Consider the following 14,791-nt stretch of genomic DNA (forward strand, 5'->3'; position numbering starts at 1 on the left):
CGGCCCGGTGCGATGGGGGAGAATAGGCCCGTGAAGCCTCCTTATTCGCTGGCCCTCCTGACGGACCCGCCGACCTGGCGCGGCACGGCCCTGAGCGGGAGGCCCCTCGATCTGCTCGCCGTGTTGGCTGCGAGCCCGCAGACCCGGGTGAGCGATGACATCCTCATCGAGGCCCTGTGGCCCGACGACGTCCCGGCCCGGCCCCTGCGGGCGCTGCACGTCGTCGTCTCCCGGGTTCGGGCGGTGGTGGGGGAGGGCGTCGTCGAGCGTCTCGGTGACGGGTACCGGCTGGCGCTGCCGGCGGCGCAGATCGATGTCTGCGACCTGGCGGACCGGGCGGAGCGGGCCCGCACCCGTGCCGTCGAGGGGCAGTGGGACCAGGTTCTGGTCCTCACCGGCTCCTTGCCCCAGGTGCCCGCTCACTGCGAGGCCGGCGATGCCGTCGGAGCCGGACCCGCCCCTCTATCCCGCCTGCGGGAGCGCGCCGTTGCCCTGGCCGAGGCTGCTCGCTGCGACCGGGGGCTCGCCCTGGAGGCCACCGGTGAGCACGAGCGGGCCGCAGAGCTGTTGCGCGAGGCCGCCCAGCGAGACGCTGGAGACGAGATCGTCCTGGCCGCCCTCATGCGCGCCGAGTCCTGGGCCCGCTCACCCGCCGCGGCCCTGGAGATCTATGAGCAGTACCGCCGCCGGCTGCGCGATCGGGGAGCCGTGCCGGGACCCGCCCTGCGCGCCGCCCACGAGGCCGTTCTGGCCGCCGAGAGCCCTGTGCGCCGCGGCCTGGAGCCCGAGCCCGAGCACTTCCTGGGGAGGGAGGCGGACGTGACCGGTGTTCTCAAGGCCCTGAGCACCCGCCGGCTGGTGACGCTCACCGGTCCCGGCGGGGTCGGCAAGACGACCCTGGCCCAGGTGGTGGCGGCCCGCAGCCGTCGCCCTGCCGTCTACGTCGTCGCCCTCGCCGAGGTATCACCCGGGGCCGATCTGACCAGGGTCCTGCTCGACGCCGTCGGAGGCCCCGGAGCGGCTGACGGCGACCCGCGCCGCGCCCTGGCCGCCGCCCTCGCCCAGCCTGGAACCGTCCTGGTCCTGGACAACTGCGAGCATCTGGCCGACCAGGTCGCCGACCTCGTCGGGCCGCTCCTGGGCGCCTGCCCCGACCTGCGCGTCCTGGCGACCTCGCGCCGCCCCCTCGATCTGGCCGCGGAGCACGTCCATCGCCTCGAATCGCTCGATTCCGTCTCGGCGGCCGAGCTCTTCCGCGCCCGCGCTCTGGCCGCTCGCCCCGGCCAGGTCATCAACGATGACGATCTGGCTGAGCTCCTGACGCGGTTGGACGGCATTCCCCTGGCCATCGAGCTGGCCGCCGCGCGCACCCGCAGCCTGTCGGTCGGTCAGGTCGCCGAGCGGCTGCCCGGCAGACCCGATCTGCTGACCGCCGCACGTGACGCGCCGGCCCGTCAGCGCACCCTGAGAGCGGTCATCGAGTGGTCCTGGAACCTGCTCGACCCCGCCGAGCGCCGCGCCATGGCGCGCCTGGCCCTGCTCGCCGACGGCTTCACCCTCGCCGCCGCGGAGGCGCTTGTCGGTGCGCAGGCCGCCGACCTCCTCGATGCCCTGGTCTCCCACTCCCTGCTCGTGGTACGCGACCGCGGCCTGCCCCGTTTCCATATGCTCGTCACTGTCCGTGACTTCGCCCTCGAGCAGCTGTCCGCCTCAGGTGACGAGGTGGCGGCCCGGGCGGCCCTGCACGAGTGGGCGGTGGACCTGTGTTCCCAGATCCGCTTCCCCATCGACGCCGGCGACTTCGGCGACGTCAGTCACCCTGAGTCGCGCCACCACGACCGCCTCTTCCAGGAGGTCGCCCACAATGAGGCCGTTATCCTTCAGCAGCTCGACCGGCTTCTGGCACGGGCCGATGATTACGGCTCGGATCGCCTGTCGGCGGACCTGCGTGACGCGATCTGCTTCATCGGCGCTGCACTCATGCGACTGTGGAGCGTCACCTGGAGCTATGAGCGCATCGCTGACTACGGCTCGCGCCTCATCGGTCCTGCCGTCCAACCGGCCCAGAACCTGCGCGGCAACGAGGCGGGGCTGAGCGTCCTGTCCCTGTGCGTCACCCTGTTCGGGCTCCTGAGTCACATGCCCACCCAGGTCCGCTCCCTGCTGCCGGCCTCCTTCAACGGCGAGGGGCCGTTCTCCCGAGTGAGGCGCTTCCTGCGTGCGGGTGACGAGCAGTGGCCCGAGCTGGCCCGTGACGCCGACCCCTGGGTCGCCTGGGCGGCGACCCGCTGCCTGGCCGCTCAACAGGAGGACGACGGCGACCCCCAGGCCTCCCTGGAGACCATCGAGGCCCTCCTGGATCGGTTCCACGGCAATGACGTGGCCGGTATTCACCTGCTCGAGCTGCACCTCCACCGGCTGCAGGTTCTCATGTCACTGGGGCGCTACAGCCAGGTCGTTGAGGCGTGCACGCGAGCCCAGGTGCTCCTGGACCGGGTCCTGCCCAGCTGGAGTGAGTTCTTCCGTACGACACTGCGACTCGAGGGGGCCTACTGCGCGGTCTACCTCGATCCTCGTCCCGAGGCGGCAGACAGGTTGCTGGAGAGTCTGGAGTCCGTCGACCTGCCGGGAACCATGCGCTTCATCGCCCGCTCCGTGCGCGGCGAGCTGGAGCTCACCCGCGGGCGAGTGCGCACCGCCGCCCTCGTCCAGCGCGTGAGCCTGCGCTATGCCGGGCACTGGCGCTCCATCCTGGGATCCGGATCCCAGTGGGAGCTCTACATCCTGAGCATGTGCCTGGTCACCGACGTCGAGCTCAGACCCGACGACGCCGTCGAGCTCGATGCCGGCGCCATCCGCGCCCGAGCCGCCTTTCTGCTGCACGACATCCTCTCCGATCCCGCTCCGCGGCAGCGCGACATTCCCACGATCATGGCCTTCGCCGCGGCCGTCGGCCTGTCCGTCGTGGCTGCTGAGGATGCGGGCTCTGATCGGCGGTCAGTAGGGGCCGAGCTGATCACCACCGCCCTCGCCGTGGGCACAAACCAGACCTGCCGCCTGCTCTCCCACAGCTACCTGCGCACCCGCACCGAGCAGCTCGACGCCCGGGCGCTGGTTCAGGCCGGGGAGAGGATCCGGTCCCTGGACCGTGCTCAACTGGTTGCGCACGCTGCCGGTCTCGCCCGCCGTCTGGCGGGCGAGACCGGCTGAATCTCCGATGTGCGGGCTCAGGCGTTGCGCCGCTGGTAGCGCAAGACCGTCAGAGGCGCCATGACGGCCAGGACCAGGAGCGAGCCGATGATCGCGGCGCGTACGTCCCCGGCCGAGCCCGCTGTCCCGTCCAGCAGGTAGCGGCCGCCGTCGACGATGTGCGAGACCGGGTTGTGGCGCACGAAGGCCTTGAGCCAGCCCGGCAGCGTCGAGGTGGGCACCATGGCGTTGGACAGGAAGGTCAGGGGGAACAGGACGATCACCGTGAAGGAGGTGACCGCCTGGGCCGAGGAGAAGACCGTCCCCAGGAACAGGAAGGTCCACGCGATCGCCCAGGCGCAGCCCGCCGCCAGGGCGATCGCGCCGATCGTCCCCGACCAGCCGTTCTCAGGCCGGTACCCCAGGACGTAACCGGTGAGCACCGTCAGTGAGGTGCAGATGAGGTAACGCAGCACGTCGGAGACCATGGGGCCCAGGACCGGCGCGATTCGCGACATCGGCATGGTGCGGAATCGGTCGAAGACACCCTTGTCCATGTCCTCGCGCAGGTCCACCCCCACGCTCTGGCTCGTGGTCAGGGCATTCATAATGACGAGCCCAGGGACGATCGTCGGAAGGTAGGCCTTGACGTCCCCGGCGATGGCGCCGCCGAAGAGCTCGCCGAACAGGACGGTGAACATCACCGGCTGGATGAGGATGTCGTAGAACTCCCCGGGGTTGCGCACCATGGTGATCAGTGAGCGCCAGGCCATGGAAAGGGTGTCCGGGACGAGCCGTGCCTCGCTGAAACGAGAGACCCCGGGGGAGAAGGTGGTGCTGGACGGCGTGGTTGCGGTTGCTGCTGGGACGGTCATGACTGCTCCTTGACGTCTGAAGGACGGGCGGATGGGGAAGCGGGCGAGGGCGCCGACGGCGCAGCGGAGGAGCCGGGCGAGGTCGCCTCGTCGTCCTCATGGGGCCGGCCGGTCAGGGCCATGAAGACCGAGTCCATGCTGGGGCGGTCCACCGAGATGGTTCTGGGGGACAGACCCGCGTCGCGCAGGGCAACGAGCACCTCGGCGGCCACCGAGGCCTCGCTCAGCGGTGCCTGCAGATGAGCGCCTTGGTCGACGATCGCAGGAGCACGGCCGGTGATCCGCTCGATGATCTCGGCGGTCGCGGTCTGGTTCTCGGGTGCCGCCGGGGTCAGGACGAGTGAGCTGCTGCCCACCCGGTCCTTGAGCTCGTCGGGCGTGCCCTCGGCTATGAGCCGACCGGTGTCGATGATGCCGACCCGGTGGGCCAGGCGGTCGGCCTCCTCCAGGTACTGGGTGGTCAACAGGATCGTCGAGCCGCCCTCCACCAGGGAGCGGATGACGTCCCACATCTGCTCACGCGTGCGCGGGTCCAGACCGGTGGTGGGCTCGTCCAGGAAGACGAGCGGGGGCTGGGCGATGAGGGAGACGGCCAGGTCCAGCCGACGCCGCATCCCACCGGAGTAGCTGTTCACCCGCTTGCCGCCTGCCTCGGTCAGGCTGAAGGCGGCCAGCAGCTCGTCGGCCCGCTCGTGCGCCCGACGTCGACCGAGCCCCAGCAGGCGCCCGAAGAGCCGCAGGTTCTCCACCCCAGTAAGCATCTCGTCGACGCTGGCGTACTGGCCCGTCACCCCGATGAGGCTGCGCACCGCATGGCGCTCGCGGACGACGTCGTGCCCCAAAACCGTTGCCCGACCGCGAGTGGGTGCCAGCAGGGTGGTGATCATGCGCAGCGCCGTCGACTTGCCGGCTCCGTTGGGGCCGAGCAGGCCGTAGACGATGCCGGCGGGAATCTCCAGATTCAGGGAGTCGACGGCGGTGAAGGAGCCGAAGGTCCGCGTCAGGCCATCGGTCCTGATCGCCGGGGACTGGGATGGTGAGGGTGCTCTGGTTGCTGTTCGCGATGTCATGCCGGCAAGGCTGGCCCCCGGCGGTTTCACAGCGGCTTCACCGCGACGCCACCCGGTTTCACGCCGTTTCATCCTGCTCTTCCACGGTTTCATGCCCGACATCGAGGACGTACCTTTCCTTCGAGGAATGCATTTTCCTGATTTCTCCGCGATCCACCTTCTGGTGTGATTCAAACAGGTGTGGATGCCACTATTTTTGACATGCAGACCTCATTATGTCTGTTTTGCTTGATTGACGACAATGGTATGTCGTTTTACGATTCAGTCATGATTAGCGGCAACATCGCAAGCTTGCGCAAAAAGCATCGCTGGACTCAGGAAGCGTTGGCAAATAAGGTCGGTGTCTCTCGGCAAACCATTGCCAAGTGGGAGGCGCCGGGCGGTAATCCCGACATTTCCTCATGTATTCGATTAGCGCAGGTGTTCGATGTTGCGATCGACGATCTTGTCAACGGGGAAACTTCATTTGTCGCCATGCTTGATCGTCCCGGCAAATACATATTTGGCACCGTTGTGATCGATCCGGGTGGGAGACTCACGCTTCCAGTGCGCGCCAGAAAAGTTTTCAACATTAAGCCCGGCGACGAGCTCCTACTTATCGGCGACATCGATCGGGGGCTTGCTTTGATGGATACGCAGTTCTTTGTGCAGGCTGCTCGTCACGTGGAAGGAGATCATCATGCGGCGCATGAAAATACTGAAAACTAAGCGAAAGGGGATGCGTGCGCTGATAATCGTTGGCGCCGTGCTTGGCTTGCTCGGGGGTGGTGTGACTTATTATGCTCATCGAAATATGACGTATGATCGGGCTGCTGAGACAGTTGTTCGTCGTGCTGGCTTTGTTGAAAGGCGGGTAGAGCTGCCAGGCGGCGCAATCATTCACTATGGTGAGGGACCGAGCAATGGTTCGCCGCTCATGTTGGTTCACGGTCAGCAAACAACGTGGAGGGACTATAGTGCGGTGCTCGGGGAACTGTCTCAACGCTATCACGTGTTTGCGGTCGACTGTTATGGCCATGGTGGATCGAGCAAAAATACCGCAGATTATACGGCGATCAAGAATGCAGTTGATTTCGTGTGGTTTATTCGGCATGTCGTCAAGTCTCCTGTCTTGATCTCCGGTCACTCTTCGGGGGGTCTGTTGGCGACCATCGTTGCCGCCAGGGCTCCACAGCTTGTTACGGGTCTATTGATTGAGGATGCGCCATTCTTTGCGACTGAGCCTGGTAGGGCTGAGAAGACATTTGCTTGGCTCGGGTTTCGCGACATGCATCATTTTTTACGCAGTGGTGAACGAAATTTTACGCGTTACTCGCTTGAGCATACCTATCTTGCGCAAGTTCTTGGACAAAAGAACTTTGATACGTTTGTTAAACGGCCTGCCCTTGATTGCATGAGGCGCCATCCCGGCGAAATACCGCGTCTTTGGTACTATCCTCCTGAGTTACATGTCAATGAGTTCTTCGATTTGACGGCGAATTTACAGGATAGTACGGGCCCTTACGATTTGCGGTTCGGTGAGACCTTTTATGATTTCTCGTGGTTCACCGGTTTTGATCAGGTTGAGACACTGAAAGCTGTGCACTGTCCGTCAATTCTTTTGCATGCTGCTCATCCGTCGAACATGCGGGGCTACTATGATGATCGTGGTGTGCTGCTCGGTGCCATGGATGATCGTGACGCGTCGCATGTTCATTCGCTTCTCTCTCGTAATACTCTGGTTGACAACATTAAAAGCGGTCACGATATTCACTCTGAACGTCCAGAGGTTTTTATTAAGGCTGTCGACGATCTTCGTTAATCTTGTCGCAGGAGCGGGATATGAGTGTTTTCTGAGTATTTAGATCGGCGCCGCCATCACGCTGTTAACGCTGGGTGACGTCGGCAGCCGGTGGGTGAGCAGCTCGCTGCGGTAGCGCCTCAGATCAACGCCGCGCGAGCCCACGATCATCGATGTCTCCCGGATCGTCCCGACCACCCGGGTGAGCATCACTGGTGGAGGCCATGGGCTGCTCGGTGGCGCGCTGATCGAGGGGACCTGGTAGGTCCGCTGCGCCGGACTCTTCGGAGGAATCTACCTGTTGGTGTCCGGATCTGTGACAAAGGACTTCCAGCCCCCAAGTCTTGTGATGAAGGCCTTGGAATCATGCGGTTGCGCTCCGTCAGTACGAGAACGATCTGAGCCTTTGTTACAGATGTGGACATCCGTCCCCCCTTCTGACTCCTGGTGGTGCGTGCTGGGAACTACCGCAGCGACCAAGCGGTACTCGCGAGCCTCGGGCCACTGGCCATGGGCCGACCGCCCCGCCCGCCTCGGTCACAGCATGACGATGAGGAGTCAGGACTTGCGCAGCAGGACCCGGCTCATACGGTGCTCGGCGTCCTTGGTCAGGACCAGGGTGGCCCGGCCACGGGTAGGGGCGATGTTCTCGCGCAGGTTGACCAGGTTGACGCTCTCCCAGATCTCGTTCGCCCCAGCCAGGGCCACGTCGTCGGGGATCTCGGCGAAGCGCCGGAAGTAGGAGCCCGGCTGGGTGAAGGCCGTGTGCTTGAGAGTGAGGAACCGGTCCAGGTACCAGCGGCGGATGTCGCCCGGGTCGGCGTCGACGTAGATCGAGAAGTCGATGAAGTCGCTCACCGCCAGGGTCGAGGCCCCCGGCCGGGAGCCTCGCGGAGCGGGCTGGAGGACGTTGAGCCCCTCCAGGACGAGAATGTCGGGACGCTCCACCGTGACGTGCCGCTCCGGCACGATGTCGTAGACCGTGTGGGAGTAGACCGGTGCCTGGACGCGCTCGCTGCCGGACTTCACGGCCGCCACGAAGTCCAGCAGGGCGCGGCGGTCGTAGGACTCGGGGAAGCCCTTGCGGGCCATGAGGCCGCGCTCCTCAAGGACCCGGTTGGGCAGCAGGAAACCGTCGGTGGTCACCAGGTCCACTCGGGGCGTGTCCGGGAAACGGGTGAGCAGGTGGGCGATGAGTCGCGCCGTCGTCGACTTGCCGACGGCGACCGATCCGGCCACCGCGACGACGAAGGGCGTAGGTGGCTCGTTCACCCCCAGGAAGGCGCCGGTGCGGTGCGCGCGCTCGCGCGAGGTGGCGATGTAGTCCTCCAGCAGCGCGGTCAGCGGGCGATAGACGGCATCCACCTCGGCCAGGTCGATAGGGTCTCCCAGACCCCGCAGCTTCTCGACGTCGGCCTGGGTCAACGGCAGTGGCGCCGAGGATGCCAGGGCGGACCACTGGTCGCGGTCCAGCTCGATATAGGGCGAGGCACCTGGGATACCCAGGTCGCTCGGTCCGCTCAGCTCGGAGATCACCGACACAGTGTCGCAAAAAGAGGTGCTCTGCGGACAATCCCTGAGAATCGAAGCGGACTCGGCGGAGTATCTGCGGGGTATCGACTCGGATATCAACCGTGAGATCGGTAACGGGACATGCGAGGCCCGGTCCGAGGAGTCTTTTGGAGAACACCGACATCACACCAACGTGGCCCGGCGCTCGTTGTCAACGCCGCGTCAGCATGATTCGATCGGACCATGTGTGGAATTGTCGGCCACGTCGGCCCTTTGACTGAAACTGGTTCCTCCCGTTCTCTTACTGTTCTCATGGACGGCCTCGGCCGTCTGGAGTACCGCGGCTACGACTCGGCAGGCGTCGCCCTGGTGGGGCCCGCCGGCCTGGATGTTGTCAAGGAGGCGGGCAAGCTCGCCGGCCTGCGCGAGCTGCTGGAGTCGACCCCGCCGGCCCCCGCTACCGCAGGCATCGGACACACCCGCTGGGCCACTCACGGGGGCCCGACGACGGTCAACGCCCACCCTCATCGCGCCGGCCACCTCGCCGTGGTCCATAACGGCATCATCGAGAACTTCCGTCCGCTGCGAGAGGAGGTCGAGGCTGCTGGGCGCGAGCTCCTCTCCGACACCGACACCGAGGTCGTGGCCCACGTCCTGGACATCGACTTCACCGAGCGTCTGCGCCAGGACCCGTCCGCCGCCTCCGACCCGGCCCGGGTCGCCGAGCTCCTGGTCGCCTCGATGCAGGCCGTCACCGACCGTCTCGAGGGTGCCTTCGCGCTCCTGGCCGTCACTGACCTGGCCCCCGCGGCCATCGTCGCCGCCCGCCGTTCCAGCCCGCTGGTCATCGGCCTGGGGGAGGGTGAGAACTTCCTGGGCAGCGACGTCGCGGCCTTCGTCGCCTTCACCAAGAAGGCCGCCGAGGTCGACGACGACCAGGTCCTCCTCCTGACCGCCGACGCCGTGCACGTTTGGGACAAGGACGGCAACGACGTCGAGCCCAAGACCTGGGAGGTCTCCTGGGACGCCTCCGCGGCCGTCAAAGGCGGCTACGACACTTTCATGGACAAGGAGATCCACGAGCAGCCCACTGCCGTGGCCGACACCCTGCGTGGTCGCGTCGACGAGCGCGGCGAGCTCCAGCTCGACGAGATGCGCATCGACCCTGCCGTCCTGCGCAGCGTCGACAAGATCATCGTCATCGCCTGCGGTACCGCCTCCTACGCCGGGCACGTCGCCAAGTACGCCATTGAGCACTGGTGCCGCATCCCGGTTGAGGTCGAGCTTGCCCACGAGTTCCGCTACCGCGACCCGGTCGTCAGCGAGAAGACGCTGACTGTGGCCATCTCCCAGTCCGGCGAGACCATGGACACCATCCAGGCGGTGCGCCACGCCCGTGAGCAGGACAGCAAGGTCCTGGCCATCGTCAACACCTACGGCTCAACCATCGCCCGCGAGGCCGACGCCGTCCTCTACACCCATGCCGGCCCCGAGGTCGCCGTGGCCTCCACCAAGGCCTTCCTCGCCCAGATCACCGCCTGCTATCTGCTGGGTCTCTACCTGGCCCAGCTGCGCGGCAACAAGTGGCCCGACGAGGTCGCCGAGTACCTGGACAACCTCGCTGCCATGCCGGACCGTATCCAGCACGTCCTGGACAACCAGGAGGCCGGGGTGCGTGACCTGGGCGCTGAGCTGGCGGACAAGTCCTCCTTCCTGTTCCTGGGCCGCCACGTCGGCTTCCCTGTGGCACTGGAGGGCGCGCTCAAGCTCAAGGAGCTCGCCTACGTCCACGCTGAGGGCTTCGCCGCCGGTGAGCTCAAGCACGGCCCGATCGCGCTCATCGAGGAGGGTCTGCCGGTTTTCGTCATTGTGCCCACTCCGCGCCGCCCCGTCCTGCACGACAAGGTCATCTCCAACATCCAGGAGATCCGGGCCCGCGGCGCGCGCACCATCGTCATCGCCGAGGAGGGCGACGTCGATGTCGAGCCCTTCGCCGACCACATCATCCGGGTACCCGCCACCCCCACGATCCTGTGGCCGCTGCTCACTGTGGTCCCGCTGCAGGTCTTTGCCGCCGCCCTGGCCGGGGCCAAGGGCCTGGACATCGACCAGCCCCGCAACCTGGCCAAGTCCGTGACTGTCGAGTAGGTCCGACGGCGAGTCACCCCTCAGCCGCGCCGAGCCCCGGATCTTCCGGGGCTCGGCGTCTACAGGGCTGGGCGCAGGGACTTGACCTGCGGCTTGATGCGAGCCTCGGAGCGCTGGGAGGACAGGGCCAGGTTGTCGTCGTTGTCGACGTGGTCGGCCTGGGCGACGACGAAGGCCTGCGCCATGCCGCCGTCGTGGGCCAGTGAGAGGTGCCAGTGGCCGATGCCGGCCTGGCGCGCGGCCATCGCGGCTGCCCCGGTCAGGCGTAGCCGCGGCGGGGTGCCGGGGGTCGAGGTCACCTCGATGTCCTTGTACTCCCAACCTTCAGGCGCATCCAGCCCCAGCTCGGCGTGGGCCGATCCCAGTGCCTTGAGAACCGCCTCTTTGGCGGCCAGTCGCGCTCCCAGGGAGGCGGCCCGCTTCCGGCAGACCGACAGCTCCGCGGGGGTGAAGAGACGTTCGCGCAGGCCGGGTACCCGGTCCATGTAGCCTTCGAGGCGGGTGACGTCGACCAGGTCAGTCCCTACTGCGCGGATCACTCGGCCATTGTGCCGGTTCAGCGGGGGTGGTGAGGGCTGAACGCGCCGCCTACTTCTGGAAAGGACAACTTCTTCCTCGGTGCTCGAAGACTGCGGCAACTACTCAGAGAGTCTCATTTTCTGAAACCTTCCGTCTCAGAACCTTGCTGGAGGGGCGAGGAGTGATGAGCGGAGGACAATGGGACAGGTGAGTGACCTCAACGACTTCACGCGTTCCGACGACGTCATCGATCCCATGACCTGCGCCTGGCCGGCCCAAGAGATCGCGGCGGCGGAAGCGCCTGTCACCGCGGGCACCGACCGCTACATGAGAGCCGCCGCCCACGCGGTGGCCCGGGCCGCCCTGCGCGAGCTGCGTCAGGGCCCCACGGCTCCCGGCGCTGCGGTTGCCCCCGCCCGGCCCGCCTACGCGCCTTCTGCCCCGGCCAGCCCCGCCGGAGTGCCGGGCTCTCCGGCCTCACCGGCGTCACCGGGCTCACCGGCAACGTCGTCGGGGGTATCAGCCGACAGGGCGGGAGCCTACGTGAGTCCGGGGTGGATCTCGGGGGCGCCGGTACTTCTTCTGGTCGGCGGAGGGCACAACGGGGCCGACACCCTCCTGGCCGGAGGCCTGCTGGCGCACAACGGCTGTGCGGTCACCGCCGTTCTGGCCACCGAGCACCCCCACCCCGTCGCCCTTGAGGAGGCCCGCAGCCACGGCGTCATCATCCACGGCGCCGGCTACCGCAGCGATGATGGGGCTGACTGGGACGGTGCTGAGGCCATCGCCGCCGTCGAGGCCTTCCTCGTTCACGGGGGACTCGTCCTCGACGGACTCACCGGCATCGGGGCCACCGGGCCGCTGCGGTCCGACGCAGCCGCTCTCATCGCCCCGCTCATCGCGGCCGGGTCACCGGGCAGGCGCCCGCTGCGCGTCGTCGCCGTCGACCTGCCCAGCGGAACCGGCGTCGACGACGGCACCGTCGATGGTCCGGTCCTCGCCGCCGACCGCACCATCACCTTCACCTGTCTCAAGGGGTGTCTGTGCCTGTCTCCGGCCCGGCACCTGTGCGGCGTCGTCGAGGTCGTTCCCCTCGGGCTACCCGCACCGACGAGCCAACCCATCGCCCGCCGTCCCGTCGATGGCGCCCTCGGGGACTACCTGTCACAAGCCGTTCCCGAACCCGGCACCGATGACCACAAGTACACTCGCGGCGTTGTCGGCCTGTGGGCCGGCAGCGAGACCTACCCCGGTGCGGCCGTCCTGGCCGCCAACGGCGCGGTGCGCGCCGGAGCCGGCATGGTGCGCCTGGCCGCGCCTAGACGCGTGGAGGACCTTGTTCTGGCGGCTCGGCCAGAGGTCGTTCCAGCCGTCGGACGCAGCCAGGCGCTCGTCCTAGGGCCGGGGATCGACCCTGACGACACCGCCAGGACCGAGGAGCTGCGGGACGTCCTGAGTCCCACCTTCGCTCCCGCGCGCGGCAGCAGGAGCGGCCATGATGCCGACGATACCGACGATGCCGGGGTGGGTGAGAGGACAACCGGGAGCGCTGCCAGCGCAGCGGCGGTCGGGTTGCCTGCCGTCATCGACGCCGGAGCGCTGAGCATCCTGGCTGAGCTCCTCACCGGGGGCCTGCGCTGCACGCCGCTTCACGTCCTGACCCCGCACGCCGGTGAGGCCGCCACCCTCCTGACCGCACTGACGGGAGCGGAGACGCCCGCGCAGACACCTCGGGGGTGGGATCGCGATCGTGTTGAGGCTCACCCTGCCCGCGCCGTCCGGGAGCTCTCCCGCCTCACCGGCGCCACTGTCCTGCTCAAGGGTGCCACCACGCTCATTGCGGTCCCTGACCATCCTCTGGTCAGCGTGGACTGCGGACCAGGTTGGATGGCGACCGCCGGAAGCGGGGACGTGCTCGCCGGCGTCCTGGGCGCTGTCCTGGCCGGAGTCGCCGCCCGCTGGGAGCGGAGGACGACACATGCAGCCACTGATGCACCTCCGGATGCGGACTCGGCGTCCGGCACTCTGGCCGGAGGTCTGCAGGCCCCGATGGTTGATGCCGTGCTCGACTCGGTGGCCGCAGGTGTCAGGCTGCACGCGCTCGCCGGTGCCTACGCCGCCGCAGTGCCGCAAGGAGCCGGCATTGTCGGCGCTGGTGGGCACCCGGTCGCCGCCCTCGACATCGCCTCATCCCTCGGTCCGGCCCGCCTCGAGCTCAACTGGCTTCAGGCGGTCCCGCACCACTGAGCCATGGCGGCCACCGGCGTCAACCGGGCGATGCGGATGGTCGAGTGCGCGAGCAAACAGGTTCGCCACCGGCCACCCAGTGCGACAATCGCGCCGTGACCACCTCAACGGACCCAGCAGCAACGATCTCGTCCACCACCACGGAAACCGGGCCTGACCGGTCGGCGCTGCCCGCAGCGGCCACCTCCCGAGCCGTCATCGACCTGGAGGCCGTGGCCCACAACGGACGGCTCCTGGCGCAGACGGCGGGTGTGCCGTGGATGGCCGTGGTCAAAGCCGATGCCTACGGTCATGGGTTGGGGCCGATCGCCCTGACGGCCCTCTCCGCGGGGGCCTCCTGGCTGGGAGTGGCCCAGCTCGCCGAGGCCCTTACCCTGCGCGCACTTCTCGATGAGGCCGGCGTGGCTCGGCCCGTTGAGGAGCCCTCCGGGCAGGCTCCCCGGGTCCTCAGCTGGCTCCTGCCCGTTATGGATCCCGCCCGGGCGGCTTGCGAGGACTCACCCCTGCGCGCCGCCCTCAAGGCAGACCTGGACCTTTCTGTCTCCACCCTGTCCCAGCTCGAGGCCCTGGCGGCTGCGGCCCGGGCGCAGGCGACGACGGCGCGCCTCCACCTCAAGGTCGACACCGGTATGTCGCGCGGCGGCGCCATGGCCGAGGACCTGCCCGCTCTGGCTGCCGCGCTGAGACGGGCCGTGGATGAGGGGGCGGTCGACGTCGTCGGCCTGTGGTCCCACCTGTCCCGCGCGGACGAGCCCACCAGCGGTTCCACCGAGGAGCACCTGGTGCGGTACCGGCAGGCCGAGCGGATCGTGTGTGAGGCGGGCCTTACCCCGTCCATCCACCACCTGGCCGCTACCGGAGGGCTCCTGTGGCACCCGGAGGCTCGCATGGACCTGGTGCGAGCGGGAATCGGCCTGTACGGACTGAGCCCCGACCCGTCCGTGACCACCGGTGCCGAGCTCGGGCTGCGGCCGGCTATGCGCCTGGAGTCCGAGCTGGTGCAGGTCAAACGCATCGACGTCGGACAGGCCGTCTCCTACGGAGGCACCTGGAGCGCCCCCACCGACCGCTGGGTGGGACTCGTCCCGCTCGGCTACTCCGACGGCGTCCCCCGTGCTGCCAGCTCGACCGGTCCGGTGGGGATCGGCGGCATGATGACCGCCATCGTGGGCCGGGTATGCATGGATCAGGTGGTCATCGACCTCGGTCCGGCCCAGGATGAGACCGGCTCCTCTCTGCCGGCGCCGGCTCAGGTCGGGGACACCACCGTGCTCTGGGGCGCCCCGGACGCCTTGGGACAGGAGGCCGTGCCCACGGTGGATGAGTGGGCACAGGCCTGCGGCACCATCAACTACGAGATCGTGACCCGGCTCGGCGCTCGTATCCCGCGCTGCTACGTCGGAGCCGGGGCCGGTGGCGACTACGCTCGCCCTTAGAGGACGGCAGACGTC

11 protein-coding genes are annotated in these 14,791 nt (G+C 67.7%); 6 read left to right on the forward strand and 5 right to left on the reverse strand.

From position 1 onward, the window contains the following. The first annotated feature begins 30 nt into the window (after positions 1 to 30). Positions 31 to 3,210 carry an AAA family ATPase gene (locus HMPREF9056_RS05570; RefSeq protein WP_253269949.1) on the forward strand — a complete coding sequence of 1,060 codons (3,180 nt, stop codon included), beginning with the start codon at positions 31 to 33 and terminating at the stop codon, positions 3,208 to 3,210. Between the two features lie 17 nt (positions 3,211 to 3,227). Here HMPREF9056_RS05570 and HMPREF9056_RS05575 read toward each other — a convergent pair whose 3' ends face one another. Both HMPREF9056_RS05575 and HMPREF9056_RS05580 read right to left on the reverse strand, forming a co-directional pair. Beyond that, the gene (locus tag HMPREF9056_RS05575) at positions 3,228 to 4,064 is read right to left on the reverse strand and encodes an ABC transporter permease (protein WP_009403650.1); all 837 of its coding nucleotides are present in this window, start codon (positions 4,062 to 4,064) and stop codon (positions 3,228 to 3,230) included. Beyond that, on the reverse strand, positions 4,061 to 5,134 hold the full coding sequence (locus HMPREF9056_RS05580; protein ID WP_009403652.1) for a daunorubicin resistance protein DrrA family ABC transporter ATP-binding protein: 1,074 nt from the start codon (positions 5,132 to 5,134) through the stop codon (positions 4,061 to 4,063). Before HMPREF9056_RS05580 ends, HMPREF9056_RS05575 begins: the two co-directional genes overlap by 4 nt. A gap of 267 nt (positions 5,135 to 5,401) precedes the next feature. On the opposite strand from HMPREF9056_RS05580, the gene HMPREF9056_RS13595 reads away from it, so the two are divergent. Both HMPREF9056_RS13595 and HMPREF9056_RS13600 read left to right on the forward strand, forming a co-directional pair. After that, the gene (locus tag HMPREF9056_RS13595; protein WP_087942211.1) at positions 5,402 to 5,842 is read left to right on the forward strand and encodes a helix-turn-helix domain-containing protein; all 441 of its coding nucleotides are present in this window, start codon (positions 5,402 to 5,404) and stop codon (positions 5,840 to 5,842) included. After that, positions 5,814 to 6,935, forward strand: coding sequence for an alpha/beta fold hydrolase (locus HMPREF9056_RS13600; RefSeq protein ID WP_009403656.1), 1,122 nt, complete (start codon positions 5,814 to 5,816; stop codon positions 6,933 to 6,935). The genes HMPREF9056_RS13595 and HMPREF9056_RS13600 overlap by 29 nt, the downstream gene beginning before the upstream one ends. Positions 6,936 to 6,974: 39 nt before the next feature. On the opposite strand, the gene HMPREF9056_RS14090 is transcribed toward HMPREF9056_RS13600, so the two are convergent. Both HMPREF9056_RS14090 and coaA read right to left on the reverse strand, forming a co-directional pair. Further along, complete coding sequence (locus HMPREF9056_RS14090; protein WP_216593602.1) at positions 6,975 to 7,127, reverse strand: hypothetical protein; 153 nt, start codon at positions 7,125 to 7,127, stop codon at positions 6,975 to 6,977. Between the two features lie 345 nt (positions 7,128 to 7,472). Continuing rightward, on the reverse strand, positions 7,473 to 8,456 hold the full coding sequence (gene coaA / locus HMPREF9056_RS05585; RefSeq protein ID WP_009403659.1) for a type I pantothenate kinase: 984 nt from the start codon (positions 8,454 to 8,456) through the stop codon (positions 7,473 to 7,475). 213 nt (positions 8,457 to 8,669) lie between these two features. On the opposite strand from coaA, the gene glmS reads away from it, so the two are divergent. After that, positions 8,670 to 10,574 carry a glutamine--fructose-6-phosphate transaminase (isomerizing) gene (glmS, locus tag HMPREF9056_RS05590; protein WP_034513986.1) on the forward strand — a complete coding sequence of 635 codons (1,905 nt, stop codon included), beginning with the start codon at positions 8,670 to 8,672 and terminating at the stop codon, positions 10,572 to 10,574. 59 nt (positions 10,575 to 10,633) lie between these two features. Here glmS and HMPREF9056_RS05595 read toward each other — a convergent pair whose 3' ends face one another. Further along, positions 10,634 to 11,113, reverse strand: coding sequence for a holo-ACP synthase (locus HMPREF9056_RS05595; RefSeq protein WP_009403661.1), 480 nt, complete (start codon positions 11,111 to 11,113; stop codon positions 10,634 to 10,636). Between the two features lie 178 nt (positions 11,114 to 11,291). On the opposite strand from HMPREF9056_RS05595, the gene HMPREF9056_RS05600 reads away from it, so the two are divergent. Both HMPREF9056_RS05600 and alr read left to right on the forward strand, forming a co-directional pair. After that, positions 11,292 to 13,340, forward strand: a complete 2,049-nt coding sequence (locus HMPREF9056_RS05600; protein ID WP_009403663.1) for a bifunctional ADP-dependent NAD(P)H-hydrate dehydratase/NAD(P)H-hydrate epimerase — start codon at positions 11,292 to 11,294, stop codon at positions 13,338 to 13,340. A 125-nt stretch (positions 13,341 to 13,465) separates the two neighbouring features. After that, complete coding sequence (gene alr, locus HMPREF9056_RS05605) at positions 13,466 to 14,776, forward strand: alanine racemase (RefSeq protein WP_034514068.1); 1,311 nt, start codon at positions 13,466 to 13,468, stop codon at positions 14,774 to 14,776. Positions 14,777 to 14,791 lie beyond the last annotated feature (15 nt).

The sequence above is a fragment of the Actinomyces sp. oral taxon 170 str. F0386 genome, assembly GCF_000195595.1.
Taxonomy (GTDB): domain Bacteria; phylum Actinomycetota; class Actinomycetes; order Actinomycetales; family Actinomycetaceae; genus Actinomyces.